The sequence below is a fragment of the Qipengyuania intermedia genome (assembly GCF_019711615.1).
Taxonomy (GTDB): Bacteria; Pseudomonadota; Alphaproteobacteria; order Sphingomonadales; family Sphingomonadaceae; genus Qipengyuania; species Qipengyuania intermedia.
The window spans coordinates 1,048,340-1,062,070 of record NZ_JAIGNS010000001.1 but is presented as its reverse complement, the minus strand read 5'-3'; the positions used below and the strand labels follow the sequence as shown (position 1 = coordinate 1,062,070).

Sequence of the window (13,731 nt, the reverse complement as noted above, 5' to 3'; positions counted from 1 at the left end):
TGTCCTAGTCCGGGTCCTTGTCCTGCCAGCTGTCGCGGGTCGGGTCTTCGACCGATTCGTCATGCCCGGTGCCGGACGATAGGAACATCAGCCCCATCAGCGCCCCGGTCAGCAGCATGGTAAAGCCGATGCCGAGTGCGATCGCGATATAATAATGGACCGAGGCCGCGCTTCCCTGCTTGTACAGCAGCGCCATTGCGATCGCGACGATGCCGACGGTCAGCAGGAAAAGGAACCGCATGAGACGGCGGAATCGCGCCCAGGCGTATGCGGCCTGTTGGGGATCGTCGAGCGGCGAGTGTCTGGTCATGAACCCCCTCATGGCGATTGCGGCAACGCTCTTCAACAAGCGTAACGCGGCCGACTCGCCAAGATGGGTAAAAAATGGCATTCTCTTGTCAGGCGAAACACGGAGGCGCGCATGAATATCGGCACACTTATCGAGGGTCGGGCAAGTTCGGACATCATCTCGGTGGAAGTGGGCCAGACCGTGGGCGATGCGGTTCGCATCCTGGCCGAGAAACGGATCGGCGCCCTCCCCGTCCTCGAACATGGGCGAGTTGCCGGTATTTTCTCGGAGCGCGATGTCATCCACCGCTTGGCCGAAGAGGGGCAAAGCTGCCTCGAGCAGCGTGTCGGCGACGTGATGACCTCCCCGGCGATTACCGTCGAGCGGGCAACGCTCATCGACGACGCTCTGGCACTCATGACGCGTCGCCGTATTCGCCACCTACCGGTGATCGAGAGCGAGGCGATGTGCGGCTTCATCTCGATCGGCGACCTGGTGAAGTCACGCTTCGACGAGGTCCAGCACGAAGCCGAGGCCTTGCGGGATTACATCACGCACGCTTGAGCAGGGCCGACCTGCTCCCTACATGACCCACATGGCCGATATGCTCACCCTCACTCCCTCGGCGGCTGCGCGAGTCGCCGCCATTGCCGAAAAGCAGGCGAAACCTGCCATCCTGCGCCTTTCGGTGGAGGGCGGCGGCTGTTCGGGTTTCCAGTACAAGTTCGATCTGTCCGACGGTCCCGATGCGGAGGATAGCGTCAGCGAAACCGATGGCGTGCGCCTCGTGGTTGACCCTGTAAGCCTCGATCTGGTCGCGGGAAGCACGGTAGACTTCGTCGAATCCCTCGGCGGGGCTGCATTCAAGGTTGAAAATCCCCAGGCTGCTGCCGGATGTGGATGCGGTTCGAGCTTCGGGATTTAGGTTAGACCCGCGCGCTGCTTTCGGGCATCAGACCGCCCATGCGTATTGCCACCTTCAACATCAACGGGATCAAGGCCCGCCTGCCACGCCTCAAGGAATGGCTGGAAGAAACGCGCCCCACTGTCGCCTGCCTGCAGGAAATCAAGACGATGGACGAAGGGTTTCCGGCCGAGGAATTCGAAAGCATCGGCTATCACGCGATCTGGCACGGCCAGAAGAGCTTCAATGGCGTCGCAATCCTGGCCGATGGCGTGAAGCCGGTCGAAATCCAGCGCGGTCTCGGCATCGACGGACCAAAGGACGGGGAGGGCGAACAGGCCCGCTACCTGGAGGCGGAGGTGAACGGAGTTCGCATCTGCAACCTGTACCTGCCGAACGGGAATCCGCATCCGGGGCCGAAATTCGATTACAAGCTGGCCTGGATGGAGAAGCTTCGCGCGCGGATGAAGGCCGTGTGGGACGAAGAAGTGCCTGCCGTCGTGCTGGGCGACTTCAACGTCATTCCTGAAGACAAGGACGTATGGTCGCCCAAGGCGATGGCGTCCGATGCATTGATGCAACCGGAATCGCGCAATGCCTATTTTCGGCTGCTTGGCGATGGCTGGACCGATGCGATCGATACGCTCAATCCGCGCGGCGGCGTGTGGACTTATTGGGACTACCAGGCAGGCGCATGGCAGCGCGACCATGGTTTCAGGATCGACCACCTGCTGCTCTCGCCCGAACTCGCCGACCGGATGACGGCAGCCGGCGTCGACAAGGAATATCGCGGTCGCGAGAAGTCCAGCGACCACACTCCGGTCTGGGTCGAGATCGCCGACTGACGATCCGAAAGCAAAAGGCCGCCACGCCTGAGCGCAGCGGCCTCATATTCCCGTCCAGGGAAATTTACCGGTAGAAGATGTGCGTCTTGATGGTCGCGCGAGCGACCTTGCGCTTCGCCCAGCTGGGGCGGACGTAGTTCGCATGGAAATAGAGCGAATCGTCTGCTTCGCTGTCCCACAGGCCCTGATGGGCGATGCGCGCAACGGCCTTGGCGCGCTTCCACGCGGCAGAGCCCTGCTTGATGCGCGGCATCTTGCCACCGCGGACGAAGCTGAACTGGGCACGCTGGTAAACCACGCCGCAATAGCTGGAGGGGAACTGGCGCGATTCGCTACGGTTGATAACGACCTGGGCAACGGCCAGCTGGCCTTCGAGCGGCTCACCGCGCGATTCGAAATAGACGGCGCCGGCAAGGCAGCGCATCTCTTCCGACAGCTGTCCGGCTGCCGGCATGGCGGAAACGAGGGCGTGCAGGCTTTCGGCCTTCGGCGCTTCCGCAGGAATTTCCTCGGTGGCTTCCGTTTCTTCAGGAAGCTCTTGGACGACTTCGCCTTCGACGAAAACCGGGACGACCTCATCGGTCAGTTCGGTTTCGGAGACGGTCGTTTCACCATCCGCTTCGGCAGCGAAGGCGATGGAACCGGTTTCTTCTGCACCGGCAAAACTTGCAACAAGCGTAACTGCGCTCGCCGCGAGGGCTAGGTAAGTCTTTCGCATTATTCCGAGTGACTAAGCGGTGAACTCGCAGTCGCAGGCCGGGATCAGAGGCACGTTACTTGTGCCATGCTATTCAGATCCGTTTTTCGAGCCTGCCGGTCGTTCCCCGTCTGCGTGCTAGCTTGCCGACCCCATTGTCGTCCAAAGCCGCCTACGCATCGAAGCTGGGCAGCCAAATAGTCACAATTGAAACCGTGTCAAGTTAACGGGGGCCGGAATCGATGAGCCGTTCCATTTCGGGGCCATCCAGCTCCAAAATCCAAAGATCGGGGTCCTGATCCATGCGGCGGCGGATATACTCGTCAAATTCCCGCGCATTTTCAGTGACTTGGGTTCTTGTGACCTGAAAGCGGCGTGTCCCATCCAGCTGCGGCATGCGCTCCCAAAACATTGTATTTTTGCCACTTTGCGTGGTTAATATGCCCAGCGTTCCTGCATCGCGCTCGCCCGATTGCAGGACGGTAGCAAAACCTCCGGCGGCCTGGGCCTGGCGTATCAGGCCGCTCACCTCGATATGTGTCGGCAGTCGTGCGTCTTCAAAGCCGTGGCTCAAGCGGCATATCCCGGCAGGCCGGAGAGTGAGATGCGTGATTTCATGAAGGTCCCGGTTCCGCGGCCTATTTCGTCCCCTTCGGCATCGACAAGCCGCGATTCGGCCACAAACACCCTGCGCTTGCCGCTGACCCAGCGCCCTTCGGCAGTAACGCGCCCTTCGCGGACCGGCTTGGTGAAATGGAGGTTGAAGGACGTGGTCAGCAGGAAACGGTCCGTGACAAGCGTATTCGCCGCATAGAATGCCGCATCGTCGAGCATCTTGAAGTAGATCGTCCCGTGCGCGGCGCCGGCGGCATGATAGGCAGCCTCGGTCACATCGAAAGTGATGCGTGCACTGCCTTCTCCGGTGATCTCGAGCGAGGAATCGAACAGGCCGTTTACGGGTGCAGAGGCGTACAATCCCTCAAGGGCGCGCCAGTGACCCTCCGCGCCGCTATTGCCAGACATTGCCATCGAATTGTCCCGTCAGCGCGGCTCAACCCAGCCGATCGAACCATCGGGCCGGCGGTAGACCATGTTGTGCGCTTCCGTAGCGCCGTTCTTGAACAGCAGCGCATTCGTGTTCTGCAGGTCGAGCATCATGACCGCGTCCGCTACCGAGCATTCCGGTATCATCGCACTGGTTTCGGCGACGATCGGCGGGCTGTCCGAGGTAACCTCGTCATCGTTCTCCGGCTCGGGCGCGGCGAAGATCGTATAGGCGGCCTCTTCCTCGCGCATGGCATACTGCGCCTGCTCGTGCCGGTCCTGTATCCGCCTCTTGTAGCGGCGCAGCTGCTTTTCGATCTTGTTCGCCGCCTGGTCGAATGCCTGGTGGATGTCGTGCGCCTCGGCATGACCTTTAAGGATGAGGCCTTGCATCACATGGGTGACGATATCCGAAGAGAACGCGCCGCCAGCCGCCTTGCCGAATGTCACGTGCGAGGAAATCGCGCGGTTGAAGTACTTGTCCACGATGCCCTGCATACGGTCTTCGACATGGGTCTGCAGCGCAGCGCCGGTATCGATCTGATGACCCGAGACGCGAATATCCATATTTCTCTCCTTTACCGCAGCATGCCGGTCGGGAACGTGGCGACACGCGCCGCGCTCTCTTACGAAACTAACCCCAAAGCGGGTTTTCGATCCCGCTCATGAACTTCCTGTGGCGCGCAAGCTCTTCTTCGCTGGGCGAATGAGCCCGCGGTTCGCGGCGCGGACGGTCCGGGGCCTGGCGAACGGCGACCACTTCCTGCTCGATGACCTGCACCCGCTCTGCCGCAAGTTCCAAGCCGATCTGGCGACCGCCCTTGAGTTCAACATAGACCTGAGCGAGCAATTCCGCATCGAGCAGGGCGCCGTGTTTGACGCGATGGCTGCGATCGATGCCATAGCGTGAACAAAGGGCGTCCAGAGACAGCTTGGCGCCCGGATGCCTTTTCTTGGCCATGGCGACGGTGTCGACCATCCTGCTCATGCAGATGGCTTCGCGCTCGCACAGGGTCAATTCGGCATTCAAAAAGGCGAAATCGAACCCGGCATTGTGAGCGATGAGAGGCGCGTCACCGATGAAATCGATCAATTCATGCGCGGTATCGCGGAATAGCGGCTTGTCGGACAGGAACGCCGCAGACAATCCGTGCACAGCCTCTGCCCCTGCGGGCATATCGCGTTCCGGGTTGTAATAAGCGTGGAACACCTCACCCGTAGGGACGAGATTGACCATTTCCACGCAACCGATTTCGACCATCCGGTCGCCTGTCTTGGGATCGAGGCCGGTGGTCTCAGTATCGAAAACGATCTCGCGCATTGCAGGGACTATCGGACTCGTGCTGTCGGATTACAAGGTTTTTAGATTCGCGACTGGCTACGCAATTCGTCGATGAGGGTGCGCACCGCCTGTTCGGTTTGCGAAAGCGTCGTTCCAGTATCGATGATGTGGTCGGCGCGAGCGCGCTTCTCGATATCCGCGACCTGGAGCGAGAGGATATGCGCGAACTTTTCGGGCGTCATATCGGGGCGGGCAAGAACCCGTTCGCGCTGGACCTCGGCCGGGGCCGAAACGACCACGATGACATCGACCGCTTCGTGGCCGCCTTTTTCGAACAGCAGGGGGATGTCGAATACCACCATGTCCTGACCTGCGTGTTCGATCAGGAAAGCCCCCCTTTCCTCGGCAACCGCCGGATGAACGATTGCCTCGAGGCGGGCCAGGGCGGCCTTGTCCCCGAACACCAGCTTGCCAAGCTTGTCACGCAGAACACCGGTTTCATCCGTGCTGCCCGGAAATTCCCCTTCGATAGCAGCGACGAGCCTCCCGCCGGGGCCCTGCATCCGGCGCACTTCCCTGTCCGCATCGAAAACAGGGACGCCAGCACGTTCGAACATCGCGGCGACCGTAGACTTGCCCATCCCAATGGAGCCGGTGAGCCCGATTATGGTCGGGCGGGTCACGAGGTCAGCCTTTCGCGCAGCTCGCCATCATGCTCTCGCGGTGCCGCTATGCCGAAGAAAAATCGAAAGGCGGCCGCAGCCTGACCGATCAGCATGGAAAGGCCATCGATAGTCTGCAGCCCTGCATCGCGCGCCGACTTCAGGAAGGCTGTCTCGAGCGGGTCGGTGACAATGTCATAGGCGATGGATCCGGGTGGAGCATGGCTCCAGTCGAACGGCAGCGGCGGCTGGCCCCGCATTCCCAGAGGACTGGCATTGATGACCAAATCGCAGCAGCCGTTGCGGTCGTCGAAGGCGAAGTCCGTTTCTTCGGCAAAATGCGACAGAGGCGCGACATGATGTTCACCCTCGGCCAGCTCGTCGAGAAGAGCGCGTGCCTTGTCGGTATCGCGTCCGGCGAGGACGAGGGTGAACCCTTCCTTCGCAAGGCCTGCCACGATTGCGCGCGCCGCACCCCCTGTTCCGAGGATGCGCGCCATGCGGAAATAATGGGTCGCCGCAAGCTCCTTACATAAAGGCTCTAGGAAGCCCGCGACATCCGTATTGCGCCCGACGAGCGCGCCATCCTTGGCCCTGACGATCGTGTTTACAGCGCCGACCCGCTTTGCCAGCGGCTCCATCCTGTCGAGATAAGGAATGATCGCCTGCTTGTGTGGCATGGTCACGTTGCAACCGCGCCAGTCGGCATTCTTGCGCCTGTCGGTAAGATACGCCTCCAGATCGCCCGGTATGACATGATGCGCGCGATATTCCGCATCGATCCCGAGCTTCTCGATCCAGAAGCCGTGGATCACAGGCGATTTCGACTGGGCGATCGGATCGCCGATGACTTCTGCATAAGGCTTCACGAGGGAAGGGCGCCTTCATCGCGCAGCGCGTCGAGAACCTGGAGCAACGGCATTCCCAGCACCGTGAACTGGTCGCCCATGATGCTTTCGAACAATTGCACGCCCGGACCCTCGATCCGGAAAACGCCCACACAATAGGAAACTTCGGGCCACTCCGCCTGGAGGTATGCCTCGATAAACTCGTCGGTGAGCTCGCGCACCCGGAGGCGCGCGAAATCCGATCCCATCCAGACAATCCGGCCGTCGAGCGCCAGCGCAGCCGCGCTATGCAGTGTCATTACCTTGCCGGAGAAGAAGCGGAGGTGTTCGGCCGCCTGATTGCGGGTTGCTGGCTTGTCGAACCTTCGCCCGTCGACCTCGACAAGGGAATCGCTGCCCAGAACAAGTTTGTCCGACGATACCGCTGTGGCCTTCGCTGCAGCCAGGGCCTGCGCGATTTCCGCAGGATCGGCACCCTCCATCTCGGCTTCGAGCGCACGCTCGTCGATATCGGCGGCCTGTGCGACATAGGAAACGCCTGCAGCATCGAGCATCGCCTTGCGCGAGGCGGAATTCGAGGCGAGCACAATGCCGGTACCTGCAATGCCGCTCATATGGCCTTCACCCCTTCGAAATCGCCGCCTGAACTGTGACTGCGCTCGCTGCACAGGCGAATGATGGCGGCTGCAGTCTCCTCGATCGAGCGCCTCGTCACATCGATGACCGGCCATCCATTGTCTGCAAACATGCGGCGCGCGAAGGCCACTTCCGATTTGACCCGTTCGTTGTCGATATAGGCGGTCTGCGATTGCTCGTTCAGCGTGAGCAGCCGGTTGCGGCGGATCTGGACCAGGCGCTCAGGCGCGGTGGTAAGGCCCACGACCAGCGGTTTGCGCAGCTCGAAAAGCTTGGGCGGCGGGGGGCTTTCCACGACCAGTGGAATGTTCGCGACCTTGAACCCGCGGTTGGCCAGATAGATGCTGGTAGGGGTTTTTGAACTGCGCGACACGCCCGCAAGGACGATGTCCGCTTCCTCCCAGTTTTCCCACCCGATCCCGTCATCGTGGGCGATGGTGAACTGGATAGCCTCGACCCGTTCGAAATAGGCCTTGTCCATCTGGTGCTGGCGTCCCGGTCGGCCGTGGGCTTCCTGGCCGAGAGCTTTCTCTAAAGCTTCGGTCACACGGTCGAGGATCGGCACAGCGGGCAAGCCGTTTTGCGTGCACACCTCTTCAAGCCGGGCACGCGCTTCGGGATTGACGAGCGTGAAAAGCACGAGGCCAGGATTGGCCTTGAGTTCGGGCACGATCCGGTCGAGATGCTGGCGCGAGCGGACCATCGGCCAGAAATGGCGCACGACATCGGCATCGTCGAACTGGGCGAGCGCGGCCTTGGCCAGCATTTCCAGCGTTTCACCGGTGGAATCGGATAGCAGGTGGAGATGGATACGGTCGGCGATGGTGGTCACTTTCGGCCTGTGGAGAAGCACCGGATAAACCACGGCACAAGTCTGGCGACAAGTTCGGGGATCGATTCACTCCCCATAACGAGTCCTCTTCGGGGGCGATTCCCGCACAGCAAATGGAACTTGTGCGCAGGCTGGGGAGAAGCGGGATAAGTTTGACTCGACTCACGGCCTGCCACGAGTCGCAATCCGGCATCCGGCCTTTTCCTTGCGGGAGAAATGGGGCAGGGGGCGGCTATGCCCGATATCCACAGGGCCAACAGACTCCTTCAACTCTTATAATAATACTTATTTATTGGATTGGACTCTCTCTCGATGCCCGGCCTTCTGCTCGACACTCTGAACGGTAAGCGCGCTGACAAGGTGCCGCTCTGGCTCATGCGCCAGGCTGGCCGGTACCTTCCCGAATATCGCGAATTGCGCGCCGAGAAGGGTGGGTTCCTCGCAATGGCTTACGACAGCGAAGCGGCTTGCGAGATCACGATGCAGCCGATCGACCGGTTCGGCTTCGACGGAGCGATCCTGTTCTCCGATATCCTGATCGTGCCCCATGCGCTTGGCCAGCATCTCGAGTTCCTCGCAGGCGAAGGCCCAAAGCTTTCCCCGCCACTGGTGGATGCCGATCTCGACGGATTGAATCCCGACCGCTCCCGCTATAACCCGATCTATGAGACGGTCCGGCTCTGCCGCAAGCGTCTATCGCAAGATGTCACGATGCTCGGCTTTGCGGGTAGTCCGTGGACCGTCGCGACCTACATGGTGGCCGGCGAGGGGAGCCGCGATCAGCACGATGCGCGGGCCATGGCCTATCGCGACCCGGGCAAATTGCAGGCGATCCTCGATGCGATTGCCCATGAGACGATCGAGTATCTGTCCGGCCAGATCGAGGCAGGGGCGGAAGCCGTCCAGCTGTTCGACAGCTGGGCCGGCAGTCTCGCGCCCGATGAATTCGAACGCTGGGTCATCGCTCCCAATGCTAAGATCGTGACGGCGCTGGCCGAGCGACATCCCGAAACGCCCATCATCGGCTTTCCGAAGGGTGCTGGCGAAAAGCTCCCTGCCTATGCCCGCGAAACCGGTGTGAAGGCCGTAGGGGTCGATGAAACGCTCGATCCAGTGTGGGTCGCGCGCGAATTGCCAGCTGGAATGGCCGTTCAGGGCAATCTGGACCCGCTTCTGCTGCTTTCGGGTAGTCCGGCCCTCGAAACGCGCATCGAGACAATCCTCGAGGCTTTTTCGGACCGCCCGCACGTCTTCAACTTGGGACACGGCATCGATCGCCGCACTCCGATCGCACATGTCGAGCGGTTGATCGCCACCGTCAGGGGCTGGCAGGGGTGACGAAGCCGCCTGCGATCCCTACATCGACTGCATGCAGGATATTCTTGCGATGACCTATCTTTGGCTCAAGGCCGGCCACATCATTTTCATGGTGTTCTGGATGGCCGGCCTGTTCATGCTCCCGCGCCAGATGATTTACTGCCACGAGGCCGCGGCGGGATCCGAAGAGGAAGCGACTTGGGCCAAGCGCATGGGCCTGCTGCGCAAGATCATCCTCACGCCCAGCCTGATCGTCGTCTGGGTCCTTGGTCTCGCGCTTGCGATGAGCATCGGTGCCTTCGACCAAGGCTGGTTTCATGCGAAACTGCTGTTCGTGCTGCTTCTGACCGGTTTTCACGGATTCATGGTCGCCAAGTCGAAGGCCATGTCGAAAGGGGACCGCCCGCTGAGCGAAAAGCAGTTGCGGCTGTACGGCGAAGTGCCCGGCATCCTGCTTGCGGTGATTGTCGTCCTGGTGATCGTCAAACCGTTCTGACGCCGGTCGCGACCATCGTTTGCCGATTGACGGCGGGCGGGGCGACATTTATCTGCATTCCACCAACCGGCGATAGGCCCCCGCGATTCAAAAGGGTGCCGGGTCTGCTTTCTCCAAGCCCATACCGACCCGCCGGCTATTCCACATACCTGAGTAAAAACACATGCATCTCAAAGATTTGAAAGCAAAAGCGCCTGCAGACCTCGTGGCAATGGCCGAGGAACTGGGCGTCGAGGGCGCTTCCACCATGCGCCGTCAGGACCTCATGTTCTGCATTCTGCGCGAACTGGCGGAAGATGAAGAATACGACGAAAAGATCATGGGCATCGGCACGATCGAAGTGCTGCAGGACGGCTTCGGCTTCCTGCGCAGCCCAGAAGCGAATTATCTCGCCGGTCCCGACGATATCTACGTCTCGCCGAACCAGGTCCGCAAATGGGGCCTGCGCACCGGTGACACGGTCGAAGGTGAAATCCGCGCGCCGAAGGAAGGCGAGCGCTATTTCGCGCTGACGAAGCTGACCAGCGTCAATTTCGAAGATCCTGACCAGGTCCGCCACCGCACCAATTTCGACAACCTGACCCCGCTTTATCCGGAACAGAAGCTGTCGCTCGATACGCTCGATCCGACGGTCCAGGACAAGTCGGCGCGCGTGATCGATATCATCTCGCCGCAGGGCAAGGGGCAGCGCGCGCTGATCGTCGCTCCGCCGCGTACCGGTAAGACCGTCCTGCTGCAGAATATCGCCAAGGCGATCACCGACAACCATCCGGAAGTCTTCCTCTTGGTCCTGCTCGTCGATGAGCGTCCGGAAGAGGTCACCGACATGCAGCGCAGCGTGAAGGGTGAAGTGATCTCCTCGACCTTCGACGAACCCGCAAACCGCCACGTCCAGGTCGCCGAAATGGTGATCGAGAAGGCGAAGCGTCTCGTCGAGCACAAGCGCGACGTCGTCATCCTGCTCGACTCCATCACCCGTCTCGGCCGCGCCTACAACACCGTTGTGCCCAGCTCGGGCAAGGTGCTCACCGGCGGTGTCGATGCCAATGCCCTCCAGCGCCCCAAGCGCTTCTTCGGTGCTGCGCGTAACATCGAAGAAGGTGGCTCGCTGTCCATCATCGCCACCGCGCTGATCGACACCGGCAGCCGCATGGACGAGGTCATCTTCGAAGAATTCAAGGGCACGGGTAACAGCGAAATCGTCCTCGACCGCAAGGTTGCCGACAAGCGCATCTTCCCGGCTTTGGACGTCGGCAAGTCCGGTACCCGCAAGGAAGAACTGCTGGTCGAGAAGGACAAGCTTTCGAAGATGTGGGTCCTGCGCCGTATCCTCATGCAGATGGGCACGGTCGATGCGATGGAATTCCTCCTCGACAAGATGAAGGATTCCAAGACCAACGAAGACTTCTTCGCCAATATGAACCAGTAGGAGGACGAGGTACGGCGGGCCCGCCCCGCCGTGCGGCACTTCAGTGGATCGGATCGTCTACAGCAGCATCGCCGCCAAAGGCACCGACACGCCCGACGTGTTCGAGATCGTGGAGGTTTCGGCGCGCAACAATCCCAAGCGTGCGGTGACAGGCTTTCTGCTGTACGATGCGGACCGCTTCTTACAGATGATCGAAGGACCGGCATTGGCGCTCCAAGCCTTGCTGGAAGACCTGGAAGCGGATCCGAGGCATCACACTATCGAGGTCCTGCACCGCAGTGCGGCAGACGAGCGCTGGTTTCCCGATTGGGAAATGAAGCACCTGATTTCTTTTTCGGCTGAGCCGGCCATTGAGGAATTGAGGCGCAAACTGGCGCCCAAGCCCGGCGGCCGGGAGATCTTCGCGCTGGTGGATGATTTCCTGGGAAAATAAACCTTGCCCGAGAGAGCTGGTCAGTAGGTCAGCTCGCCTGCTTTTGCAGCATGGCTGCCATTTCTTCCCAGACCTTGTTTACTGCCTTCAGCGGTCTCACCATCACCTTGAAATCCACGATCATACCGGCGTCGTCGAATTCGATCAGGTCGATCCCGTTGACGTGTATCCCGCCCATTTCCGTAGTGAATTCCAGCATGGCGTGGGGGCCGTCCACGAGTTCGCGGACATAGGTGAAACTGTCGTTTCCAAGGGTCTTGCCTGCAGCGGAGAGGTAACCGACCACCAGATCCCGGCCCTCTTGCGGCGTATGCACCACGGGTGAGTGGAACCGGGCATCTTCCCGGATGATTGCGGCGAGGTCCTCCGGCTGCGACCCGGCATCGATTACCTCATGCCATCGCTTCAAACCGATCTTGGCGCTCATGCGTGCCTCCGGAAACTGTCGGCTCTCGCCGCCTCCCAATGGCGGGCGAGGGGAGTGGAGGAGGGCTTGTCGAGCAGCACGCCCGCTTCGGCAAAATAGTATATCTTGTCGAAGGCATCGGATCGCGCCCCATTGATCCGCTCGCGCATATCAAGCGGTTTCATGTCCCACGGGTTATCGAGCCCCATGGCGATCGTGATCTCGCGCAAGGAATGCAGGGTCTGCCGCTGGAAGCGGGCTACGCGCGGGGCCTTGTCTTCGACAATCAGGCCACGCTGACGCCACTCTTCCTGTGTCGCGATGCCCGTAGGGCAGGTGCCCTTGTGACAATTCATCGACTGCACGCAGCCGAGCGAGAACATGAAAGGCCGCGCCGCATTGCACCAGTCGGCACCGAGGGCGAAGCTCTTGGCCATTTGCGCGCCCGAATGGATCTTGCCGGACGTAGCAATTTTGACCTTGTCGCGCAGGCCGGTGCCCACCAGCATGTTCCGTACGAAAATCTGGCCTTCGCGCAGCGGCATTCCGACCGAATTCGACAGTTCGAGCGGCGCGGCCCCGGTCCCGCCTTCCGCGCCATCTACGGTGATGAAATCGGGGTGCATCCCCGTTTCGAGCATCGCCTTTCCAACGGCGAAGATCTCGTGCGGGAGGCCCACGCAAAGCTTGATGCCGACAGGTATTCCGCCCGACAATTCGCGCAGTCTCGTGACGAACTCGAGCATTTCGATAGGCGTGGCGAATTCCGGATGTGCTGCCGGGGAGGTTACGGTCTCGCCCACCGGCACACCGCGAGCTTCGGCAATTTCCTTGGTCACTTTAGCTCCGGGCAAGACGCCCCCATGACCCGGCTTTGCACCCTGGCTTAGTTTCAGCTCGATCATCTTGACCTGGTCGGAGCTAGCATTCTCCTTGAACTGGTCGGGATCGAAACGGCCGTCCTTCGCCCTGGCGCCGAAATACCCGCTGCCAAGCTCCCAGATCAGGTCGCCGCCGGGCTTGCGGTGGTATTTGCTGATCGAGCCTTCGCCGGTGTTGTGCGCAAAGTTTCCTTCCTTTGCGCCGGCGTTGAGAGCTTCGATCGCACGACCGGACAGCGAGCCGAAGCTCATCGCCGAAATATTGAGCAGGGACGACGAGTACGGTTTGGCGCAAGTTTTCTCGCCGACCGTGACGCGCCACTCTTCGGGCGCTGCGGAGGACGGGGCGATCGAATGCCCGACCCATTCATACTCGTCGGAGTACACATCCAGTTCGGTACCCATGGGATGGGAATCCAGATCGCCCTTTGCCCTTGCGTAAACGAGTGCGCGAGCCTGGTGGCTGAAGGGCCTGCCTTCGAGATCCCCTTCGACGACATAGGATTGAGCGAAGGGACGCAGATCCTCCATGATCCACCGGATCCGGGCAATCAGCGGATAATTTCTCCTAAGCGTATGTTTTTCCTGCGAGAAATCCCAAACTGCGACCAGCAGAGCGGGTACGAGGATCCACAGGGACCACCTCGCCGGTTCCCACAGTCCGGCAATCGCCACCAAAGCGTAAAGGAGGACGGGGATAATGTACCGGAAAGGGAGCTTATCCATCGGG

At 60.8% G+C, this 13,731-nt stretch carries 19 protein-coding genes; 7 read left to right on the top strand and 12 right to left on the bottom strand.

All coding sequences use genetic code 11. From position 1 onward, the window contains the following. Positions 1 to 4: 4 nt before the first annotated feature. The gene (locus K3179_RS05280) at positions 5 to 310 is read right to left on the bottom strand and encodes a hypothetical protein (protein ID WP_221562788.1); all 306 of its coding nucleotides are present in this window, start codon (positions 308 to 310) and stop codon (positions 5 to 7) included. 111 nt (positions 311 to 421) lie between these two features. On the opposite strand from K3179_RS05280, the gene K3179_RS05275 reads away from it, so the two are divergent. The 3 genes from K3179_RS05275 to xth are packed head-to-tail and all read left to right on the top strand — an operon-like array spanning position 422 to position 2,038. After that, the gene (locus K3179_RS05275; protein ID WP_221562787.1) at positions 422 to 853 is read left to right on the top strand and encodes a CBS domain-containing protein; all 432 of its coding nucleotides are present in this window, start codon (positions 422 to 424) and stop codon (positions 851 to 853) included. A 31-nt stretch (positions 854 to 884) separates the two neighbouring features. Continuing rightward, positions 885 to 1,214 (top strand): HesB/IscA family protein, encoded by a 330-nt coding sequence (locus K3179_RS05270; protein ID WP_221562786.1) that lies wholly within the window; start codon positions 885 to 887, stop codon positions 1,212 to 1,214. 38 nt (positions 1,215 to 1,252) lie between these two features. Further along, a complete protein-coding gene (gene xth, locus K3179_RS05265) occupies positions 1,253 to 2,038 on the top strand; it encodes an exodeoxyribonuclease III (RefSeq protein ID WP_221562785.1) in 786 nt (261 codons plus the stop codon). Between the two features lie 64 nt (positions 2,039 to 2,102). On the opposite strand, the gene K3179_RS05260 is transcribed toward xth, so the two are convergent. The 9 genes from K3179_RS05260 to K3179_RS05220 all read right to left on the bottom strand — a co-directional run bounded on the left by K3179_RS05260 (position 2,103) and on the right by K3179_RS05220 (position 8,039). Then, complete coding sequence (locus K3179_RS05260) at positions 2,103 to 2,756, bottom strand: cell wall hydrolase (protein WP_221562784.1); 654 nt, start codon at positions 2,754 to 2,756, stop codon at positions 2,103 to 2,105. Between the two features lie 202 nt (positions 2,757 to 2,958). Continuing rightward, the gene (locus tag K3179_RS05255; protein WP_221562783.1) at positions 2,959 to 3,309 is read right to left on the bottom strand and encodes a DUF1491 family protein; all 351 of its coding nucleotides are present in this window, start codon (positions 3,307 to 3,309) and stop codon (positions 2,959 to 2,961) included. Then, a complete protein-coding gene (locus tag K3179_RS05250) occupies positions 3,306 to 3,758 on the bottom strand; it encodes a PaaI family thioesterase (protein WP_425438791.1) in 453 nt (150 codons plus the stop codon). Before K3179_RS05250 ends, K3179_RS05255 begins: the two co-directional genes overlap by 4 nt. A gap of 18 nt (positions 3,759 to 3,776) precedes the next feature. After that, on the bottom strand, positions 3,777 to 4,346 hold the full coding sequence (hpf, locus tag K3179_RS05245) for a ribosome hibernation-promoting factor, HPF/YfiA family (RefSeq protein ID WP_221562782.1): 570 nt from the start codon (positions 4,344 to 4,346) through the stop codon (positions 3,777 to 3,779). A 67-nt stretch (positions 4,347 to 4,413) separates the two neighbouring features. Continuing rightward, entirely contained in the window at positions 4,414 to 5,100 is a 687-nt protein-coding gene (dnaQ, locus tag K3179_RS05240) for a DNA polymerase III subunit epsilon (RefSeq protein ID WP_221562781.1), read from the bottom strand. Between the two features lie 41 nt (positions 5,101 to 5,141). Beyond that, positions 5,142 to 5,744, bottom strand: coding sequence for a dephospho-CoA kinase (coaE, locus tag K3179_RS05235; protein ID WP_221562780.1), 603 nt, complete (start codon positions 5,742 to 5,744; stop codon positions 5,142 to 5,144). Further along, on the bottom strand, positions 5,741 to 6,592 hold the full coding sequence (gene aroE, locus K3179_RS05230; RefSeq protein ID WP_221562779.1) for a shikimate dehydrogenase: 852 nt from the start codon (positions 6,590 to 6,592) through the stop codon (positions 5,741 to 5,743). The genes coaE and aroE overlap by 4 nt, the downstream gene beginning before the upstream one ends. Beyond that, the gene (locus K3179_RS05225; protein WP_221562778.1) at positions 6,589 to 7,185 is read right to left on the bottom strand and encodes a Maf family protein; all 597 of its coding nucleotides are present in this window, start codon (positions 7,183 to 7,185) and stop codon (positions 6,589 to 6,591) included. Before K3179_RS05225 ends, aroE begins: the two co-directional genes overlap by 4 nt. Then, on the bottom strand, positions 7,182 to 8,039 hold the full coding sequence (locus K3179_RS05220; protein ID WP_345722107.1) for a pyruvate, water dikinase regulatory protein: 858 nt from the start codon (positions 8,037 to 8,039) through the stop codon (positions 7,182 to 7,184). The genes K3179_RS05225 and K3179_RS05220 overlap by 4 nt, the downstream gene beginning before the upstream one ends. Before the next feature lie 312 nt (positions 8,040 to 8,351). Here K3179_RS05220 and hemE point away from each other — a divergent pair, with 312 nt between their 5' ends. From hemE to K3179_RS05200, 4 genes are all read left to right on the top strand, one after another. Continuing rightward, positions 8,352 to 9,377 carry a uroporphyrinogen decarboxylase gene (hemE, locus tag K3179_RS05215; RefSeq protein ID WP_221562777.1) on the top strand — a complete coding sequence of 342 codons (1,026 nt, stop codon included), beginning with the start codon at positions 8,352 to 8,354 and terminating at the stop codon, positions 9,375 to 9,377. A gap of 31 nt (positions 9,378 to 9,408) precedes the next feature. Beyond that, a complete protein-coding gene (locus K3179_RS05210; protein ID WP_221562776.1) occupies positions 9,409 to 9,852 on the top strand; it encodes a CopD family protein in 444 nt (147 codons plus the stop codon). Positions 9,853 to 10,015: 163 nt separating this feature from the next. Further along, entirely contained in the window at positions 10,016 to 11,281 is a 1,266-nt protein-coding gene (rho, locus tag K3179_RS05205; RefSeq protein ID WP_090477067.1) for a transcription termination factor Rho, read from the top strand. A 43-nt stretch (positions 11,282 to 11,324) separates the two neighbouring features. Continuing rightward, complete coding sequence (locus K3179_RS05200) at positions 11,325 to 11,714, top strand: BLUF domain-containing protein (RefSeq protein ID WP_221562775.1); 390 nt, start codon at positions 11,325 to 11,327, stop codon at positions 11,712 to 11,714. Positions 11,715 to 11,742: 28 nt separating this feature from the next. Here K3179_RS05200 and K3179_RS05195 read toward each other — a convergent pair whose 3' ends face one another. Both K3179_RS05195 and K3179_RS05190 read right to left on the bottom strand, forming a co-directional pair. Further along, the gene (locus tag K3179_RS05195; protein ID WP_221562774.1) at positions 11,743 to 12,141 is read right to left on the bottom strand and encodes a nuclear transport factor 2 family protein; all 399 of its coding nucleotides are present in this window, start codon (positions 12,139 to 12,141) and stop codon (positions 11,743 to 11,745) included. After that, positions 12,138 to 13,727: an FMN-binding glutamate synthase family protein gene (locus tag K3179_RS05190; protein WP_221562773.1), complete on the bottom strand. Its 1,590-nt coding sequence runs from the start codon at positions 13,725 to 13,727 to the stop codon at positions 12,138 to 12,140. Before K3179_RS05190 ends, K3179_RS05195 begins: the two co-directional genes overlap by 4 nt. Positions 13,728 to 13,731: the final 4 nt, after the last annotated feature.

What these genes read in the sequence shown, in the direction of transcription:
- K3179_RS05250 (WP_425438791.1), bottom strand. Translation starts at nt 3,758, where the DNA reads ATGTCTGGCAATAGCGGCGCGGAGGGTCACTGGCGCGCCCTTGAGGGA.
- K3179_RS05210 (WP_221562776.1), top strand. Translation starts at nt 9,409, where the DNA reads ATGCAGGATATTCTTGCGATGACCTATCTTTGGCTCAAGGCCGGCCAC.
- K3179_RS05195 (WP_221562774.1), bottom strand. Translation starts at nt 12,141, where the DNA reads ATGAGCGCCAAGATCGGTTTGAAGCGATGGCATGAGGTAATCGATGCC.
- rho (WP_090477067.1), top strand. Translation starts at nt 10,016, where the DNA reads ATGCATCTCAAAGATTTGAAAGCAAAAGCGCCTGCAGACCTCGTGGCA.
- hemE (WP_221562777.1), top strand. Translation starts at nt 8,352, where the DNA reads ATGCCCGGCCTTCTGCTCGACACTCTGAACGGTAAGCGCGCTGACAAG.
- K3179_RS05225 (WP_221562778.1), bottom strand. Translation starts at nt 7,185, where the DNA reads ATGAGCGGCATTGCAGGTACCGGCATTGTGCTCGCCTCGAATTCCGCC.
- K3179_RS05190 (WP_221562773.1), bottom strand. Translation starts at nt 13,727, where the DNA reads ATGGATAAGCTCCCTTTCCGGTACATTATCCCCGTCCTCCTTTACGCT.
- dnaQ (WP_221562781.1), bottom strand. Translation starts at nt 5,100, where the DNA reads ATGCGCGAGATCGTTTTCGATACTGAGACCACCGGCCTCGATCCCAAG.
- hpf (WP_221562782.1), bottom strand. Translation starts at nt 4,346, where the DNA reads ATGGATATTCGCGTCTCGGGTCATCAGATCGATACCGGCGCTGCGCTG.
- xth (WP_221562785.1), top strand. Translation starts at nt 1,253, where the DNA reads ATGCGTATTGCCACCTTCAACATCAACGGGATCAAGGCCCGCCTGCCA.
- K3179_RS05275 (WP_221562787.1), top strand. Translation starts at nt 422, where the DNA reads ATGAATATCGGCACACTTATCGAGGGTCGGGCAAGTTCGGACATCATC.
- K3179_RS05280 (WP_221562788.1), bottom strand. Translation starts at nt 310, where the DNA reads ATGACCAGACACTCGCCGCTCGACGATCCCCAACAGGCCGCATACGCC.
- K3179_RS05260 (WP_221562784.1), bottom strand. Translation starts at nt 2,756, where the DNA reads ATGCGAAAGACTTACCTAGCCCTCGCGGCGAGCGCAGTTACGCTTGTT.
- K3179_RS05270 (WP_221562786.1), top strand. Translation starts at nt 885, where the DNA reads ATGGCCGATATGCTCACCCTCACTCCCTCGGCGGCTGCGCGAGTCGCC.